Genomic DNA, 6,340 nt, shown 5'->3' on the forward strand with positions numbered 1-6,340 from the left:
GTCGAAGAGGGTGACGCGGAGCACGACGTCGGGGGCGGTGACGGGGGCGAGGCGCCGGGCGAACGCGCGGACCCGGTCGGGGTCGAGGTCGGCGTCGAAGAGGGCGCGGCTGTCGTCGGTGAGGCGGCGGAGGTGCAGGGCGAGGCCGCGCACCCGGCCGTGGCGGACGCGCATGGTGGTGAAGTGCCCGTAGTTGGTGAGGGCGAGGGTCTGGAGTTCTCCGGTCGTGACCGGGTGTCCGTTCAGCTCCGCCATGCGGACAGGATGACACCCGCCCGGCGCCGCGTCGGGACCGGCGCCCGGCGGACGCCTGCGTCGCATGCGGCCGGGGCCGGGCGGGCGGTGAGCAGTACGCTCCCGCCCGGCCGGCCCCGGCGTGTTGTTTTCGACGGACCCGGAGGCCCGCCCGTCAGACGGCTGTCGGCTGCGGCTGGGCGGTCGCCGCGCCCTGGCCGCCGCCGGGGCCGGTGGACGGGGTGCCGCTGTTGCCGCCACCGCCGGGCCCGCCGTCGCCGTCGTCGCCCTTGCGGAAGTCGACGGCCTTCTGGGCGTCGAGGTACTGGGCGAGCTTCTCGCCTTCGACGTCGACGTTGGGCAGGATCCGGTCGAGCCAGCGCGGGAGCTTCCACGCCTTGTCGCCGAGGAGGGCGAGGACGGCGGGCACGATGGCCATGCGGACGATGAAGGCGTCGAAGAGGATGGCGACGGCGAGACCGAAGCCCATCATCTTGATCATGGTCTCGCCCGCGCCGATGAAGCCGGCGAAGACGCTGATCATGATGATCGCGGCGGCGGTCACCACGCGGGCGCCGAGCTTGAAGCCGGTGACGATGGCCTCGCTCGGGCTCTCGCCGTGGACGTACGCCTCCCTCATCCGGGTGACGAGGAAGACCTCGTAGTCCATCGCCAGACCGAAGATCACACCGATCATGAAGATCGGCATCATGCTCATGATCGGGCCGGTCTGTTCGACGCCGAGCAGGCCCGCGAGCCAGCCCCACTGGAAGACCGCGACAACCGCGCCGAGGGCGGCGAGCACGGACAGCAGGAAGCCGAGCGCGGCCTTGAGCGGCACGAGGACGGAGCGGAAGACCATCAGCAGCAGCAGGAAGGCCAGGCCGACGACCAGGGCGAGGTACGGCACGAGCGCGTCGTCCATGACCTGCGAGAAGTCGACGTTGATCGCGGTCAGGCCGGTGACGAGCACGGCGGTGCCGGTGTCGGCGCGGAACTCGCCGGCCTGGGCACGCAGGTCCTTCACCAGGTCCTGGGTCTCGACGCTGCTCGGTCGGGCCTCGGGGACGACGGTCATCAGGGCGGCGTCGCCGGCCTCGTTGGGGACGGCCGGGCCGACAAACGCGACGCCGTCCATCTCCCGGACCTTCTCGGCTATCCGCTCGCCGGCGCCCTGCGGGTCGTCGGAGTTCTTCTGGTCGAGGAGCATGACCAGCGGGCCGTTGAAGCCGGGGCCGAGGTGGAGCTTGGAGACGGGCAGGGCGACGGCGCCGAGCGCGAGGACGGCGGTGACGAGCACGACCACCGGGCGGCGCAGGGTGAAGCTGGCCCAGCGGGCGCCCAGCGGCGGCTTGGCGTCGGCGTCCGGAGCCGGCACGCCGGTCTCCGGGTTGGCCTGGCGGACCTTGCGGCCGAAGATGCGCTTGCCGACCATGCCGAGCGCGGCGGGCACGAGGGTGATGGCGACGAGGACGGCGATGACCACGGTGCCGGCCGCCGCGAAGCCCATCTTCGTCAGCACGGGGATGTTGACGACGGCGAGCCCGGAGAGCGCGATGACCACGGTGAGGCCGGCGAAGACGACGGCGGAGCCGGCGGTGCCGACGGCGCGGCCGGCGGCCTCCTCGCGGTCGCGGCCCTCCATCAGTTCCGCGCGGTAGCGGGAGGCGATGAAGAGCGCGTAGTCGATGCCGACGGCGAGGCCGATCATCATGGCGAGCGTGATCGTGTTGGCGGAGAGGCCGAGGACCGGGCCGAGGCCGACGATCGAGGAGATGCCGACGGAGACGCCGATGAGGGCGGTGATCAGCGGCAGTCCGGCGGCGACGAGCGAGCCGAACGTCACGATGAGCACAAAGGCGGCGACGCCGATGCCGATGATCTCGCCGTTGCCCATGTCGGGTTCGACGAAGAGCGCCTCGCCGCCCATCTCGACGGTCAGGCCCGCGTCGCGGCCGAGTTCGGCCGCGGCCTTGAGCTGGTCGCGGGTCTTGTCGGTGATCTCCATGGCGTTGACGCCGTAGGTGATCTGGGCGTAGGCGATCGTGCCGTCCTGGCTGATCTGCTGCTCGTTGTCGAAGGGGCTGACGGCTGCCTTGGCCTGGCCGCCCCCGGCCTTCTCGACGACCTTCTCGACGGTCTCGCGGTGCTTGGTGGCGGTGATCTTGTCACCGTTGGGGGCGCGGAAGACGATCTTCGCCTCGGCGCCGTCCGCCGACACGCCGGGGAAGCGTTCCTCCATCAGGTCGGCGGCCCGCTGGGCCTCGGTACCGGGGAGGCTGAAGTCGTCGTCTGGCGGGTCGCCGGCCGTCGACGCGGCAACGCTCGCCGCGGCCAGCAGTGCCACCCACAACAGGGCGACGATGCGGCGCCGCCGGAAGGCGAGTCTGCCGAGCTTGTACAGGAACGTGGCCACGGGTTTCTCCGGTGTCGGTCCAGCTTCGGGCGTGCGGTGCGTGTGCGAGCCATCAAAAGTGGCAGCTCATGACAGAAGACGTCACGAGAGGTGGACCGGGTGACAGCATTCCGCGAATGAGGCGCAGATCACACAAGTGGACGGAACCTGACATTCCAAAAAACCCTCCGCCCCGGATCCGCGCCAGGACGCGGCCGAACGCGGCACTGGTGTTCGCCACCCGTCCCGGCGTCGGCACGATTTGCCCGGCGGGCCGCGCGGCCGAACCATGGGTGGGGTGAGTGACGGCGCTTACCTACGGTTCCCGCACCTCCACGGCGAGCACGTGTGCTTCGTGGCGGAGGACGACCTGTGGCTCGCCCCGCTGGCCGCCGAGGACGCCGCGCCCGGCCGCGCGTGGCGCCTGACCGCGGACCGCACGCGGCTCGGCCCGCCCCGCTTCTCCCCCGACGGGCGGGAGATCGCCTTCACCAGCTGGCGCAGCCTCGACCCGGAGATCCACACCGTGCCGGTCGCCGGCGGCCCCGCGCGGCGGCTGACGTACTGGGGGGCGCCGGAGAACCGGGTGTGCGGCTGGACGCCCGAGGGGGACGTGCTCGCCGTCTCCTCCCACGGCCAGCCGTTCTCCCACTACACCTGGGGCTACCGGCTGCCGACGGACGGCTCGCCCGGCGGCCGGCTGCCGTGGGGGCCGTGCTCGCACCTCGCGGTCGCCGACGTGGACGGTGAGCGCAGGACGCTGCTGCTGACCGGCACGCCCCCGCACGAGCCGGCGAGTTGGAAGCGGTACCGGGGCGGGGCGACGGGCCGGATGTGGCTGCACGGCGAGCGGCTGCTGGCGGACCTGGCGGGCCACCTGGACTGCCCGATGTTCGTCCGCGACGCCGACGGCGGCGTCCGGATCGCGTTCCTCTCCGACCACGAGGGCGTCGGCAACCTGTACTCCTGCCGCCCCGACGGCACCGGGCTGCGCCGGCACACCGACCACGCCGACTTCTACGCCCGGCACGCCGCCAGCGACGGCCGGCGGGTCGTCTACCAGTGCGCGGGCGAGCTGTGGCTGGTGCCGGACCTGGCGGCGGACTCCCGGCCGCACCGGCTGGCCGTGTCGCTCGCCGGGCCGCGTCCGGGGCGGCGGCGCTACCAGCTCGCGGCGGCCCACCACGTCGACTCGCTGGCCGTGGACGCCACCGGCCGGGCGAGCGCGGTGTGCGTGCGCGGCAGCCTGCACTGGCTGACCCACCGGGACGGGCCGTCGCGCACGATCAGCGAGGAGCCCGGCGTGCGGGTGCGGCTGCCGGAGATGCTGGGCGACACGGGCCGCATCGCGTACGTCACCGACGCGGAGGGCGAGGACACGATCGAGATCGTCCAACTCCCGCGCGCCAGCGGGGGCCAGGAGCGGCGTCGGCTGGCGACCGGGCGGCTGGGCCGGGTGCACGAACTGGCCTCGTCCCCGGACGGCGGGACGCTGGCCGTCGCCTCCCACGACGGGCGGCTGCTGCTGGTGCGCACCGACGCGGACGAGCCGCCGACGCTGCCCCCTGCGCCGGACGAGCCGCCGTCGTCCCCGGTGGCGGACGAGCAGGCCGCGTCGACGGACGAGCAGGCCGCGTCGGCCGGCGACGCCTCGCCGACCGACGACGGCGGTACAGGTGAAGCGCTGGTGACCGAGCTGATCAGGTCCGTGAACGGCCCGGTGCGAGACCTGGCCTTCTCTCCCGATTCGGCCTGGCTCGCCTGGGCGCATCCGGGCATCGGCCGCTCACTGCGCCAGATCAAGATCGCGAAGCTCGCCGAGGGGACGGTGCTGGACGTGACCGGCGGCCGCTTCGAGGACGAGCAGCCGGTCTTCACCAGCGACGGCCGCTACCTCGCGTTCCTGTCCTGGCGCGGCTTCGACCCGGTGTACGACGTGCACACCGGCGACCTCTCCTTCCCGCTGGGCTGCCGGCCGTACCTGGTGCCGCTGAACTCCGCGACGAACTCGCCGTTCGCACTGTCGCCCGAGGGCCGCCCGGCGGCCGGCGGGCTCGACCCGGACGACACCGGCGCGGAGGACGGTTCGGTCTCGGTGGAGGCGGAGGGCCTGGAGAGCAGGGTGACGCCGTTCCCGGTGACGGCCTCGAAGTACTCGGCGCTGCATCCGGTGGCGGGTGGCGGGCTGATCTGGCTGAGGTATCCGATCTCCGGGGCGCTGGGCGAGACGTTCGCGAACCCGGCGGACACCTCGGGACGTCCGACGCTGGAGCACTTCGACCTGGTGAAGGCCAAGCGGACCGAACTCACCGGCGAGGTCGACTGGTTCGCGGTGAGCGGCGACGGCAGCCGGCTGGTGGTGGCGGACGAGGACGAGCTGCGCGCGGTGCCGTCGGCCGAGGCCGCCGACCACGACACGACCGTCTACATCGACCTGCGGCGGGTGCTGCACACCGTGGACCCGGGCGCCGAGTGGCGGCAGGCGTTCGACGAGGCGGGTCGCATCACCCGGGCGTACTTCTGGGAACCGGGGATGTGCGGCATCGACTGGGACGGGGTGCTCGACCAGTACCGTCCGCTCGTCGAACGGGTCGCCAGCCCCGACGAGTTCGCCGACCTGCTGCGGGAGGTGCTGGGCGAACTCGGCACGTCGCACGCGTACGTGACACCGTCGCGGCGCAACGAGGGGCCGCCGCACTACCAGCGGCCCATCGGGCTGCTCGGCGCGAACTTCGCCAGGACGAAGCAGGGCGACTGGCAGGTGGCCCGCATCCTGCCGGGCGAGTCCTCGGACTCGCGGGCGCGTTCGCCGCTCGCCGGCACGGGCGTGCGGGAGGGTGCCGTGCTCACCCATGTGGACGGCCGACCGGTGGACCCGCTGGCCGGCCCCTACCCGCTGCTGGAGGCGGCGGGCGGCACGACGGTGGAGCTGACGTTCCGCAGCCCCGACGGGCGGGGCCCGGCGCGTCGGGTCGCGGTGATGCCGCTCGTGGACGACCGGCAGTTGCGCTACCAGGACTGGGTGGCCGGCCGTCGCGAGGTGGTGCGCCGCCTCAGTGACGGGCGCTGCGGCTATCTGCACATCCCCGACATGGGCGGCTCGGGCTGGGCGCAGTTCAACCGGGACCTGCGCATGGAGGTGTCCAGGGAGGCGCTGATCGTGGACGTGCGCGGCAACGCGGGCGGCAACATCAGCGAGTTGGTGGTGGAGAAGCTGACCCGGACGATCCTCGGTTGGGACCTCACCCGCAACGCCCAGCCGGTGTCGTACACGAGCAACGCGCCGCGCGGCCCGGTGGTCGCGGTCGCGGACGAGGCGACGTCCTCCGACGGGGACATGATCACGGCGGCGTTCCGGCTGCTCGGCATCGGCCCGGTGGTGGGCACCCGCACCTGGGGCGGCGTGGTGGGCATGACCGGGCGGCACCGGCTGGTCGACGGCACGGTCATCACCGTGCCGATGAACGCGGCCTGGTTCGACGCCTACGGATGGGACGTGGAGAACCACGGCGTCGACCCGGACATCGAGGCGCAACGGTCGCCGCTGGACTGGGCGGAGGGCCGCTACGTCGTCCTGAGTACGGCCGTGCGGACCGCGCTGGACCTGTTGGAGCGGCATCCCGCCCCCTCCCCGCCGGACTACTCGCGGGTACCCGACCGTCGCCGGCCCCCGCTGCCGCCGCGCGACGTGCGCGCGGATTGAACATGGCC

At 73.1% G+C, this 6,340-nt stretch carries 3 protein-coding genes; 1 reads left to right on the forward strand and 2 read right to left on the reverse strand.

The window, feature by feature from the left end; genetic code table 11:
* Both GL263_RS19130 and GL263_RS19135 read right to left on the reverse strand, forming a co-directional pair.
* Window positions 1-255 (reverse strand): aminotransferase class IV (locus GL263_RS19130; RefSeq protein WP_323379472.1); only part of this gene is annotated, 255 nt, incomplete at its 3' end.
* A 154-nt stretch (window positions 256-409) separates the two neighbouring features.
* The gene (locus GL263_RS19135) at window positions 410-2,650 is read right to left on the reverse strand and encodes an MMPL family transporter (protein ID WP_182856958.1); all 2,241 of its coding nucleotides are present in this window, start codon (window positions 2,648-2,650) and stop codon (window positions 410-412) included.
* A 268-nt stretch (window positions 2,651-2,918) separates the two neighbouring features.
* On the opposite strand from GL263_RS19135, the gene GL263_RS19140 reads away from it, so the two are divergent.
* On the forward strand, window positions 2,919-6,332 hold the full coding sequence (locus tag GL263_RS19140; protein WP_182856959.1) for a S41 family peptidase: 3,414 nt from the start codon (window positions 2,919-2,921) through the stop codon (window positions 6,330-6,332).
* Window positions 6,333-6,340: the final 8 nt, after the last annotated feature.

Source organism: Streptomyces durbertensis (genome assembly GCF_014156695.1).
Lineage (GTDB): Bacteria > Actinomycetota > Actinomycetes > Streptomycetales > Streptomycetaceae > Streptomyces > Streptomyces durbertensis.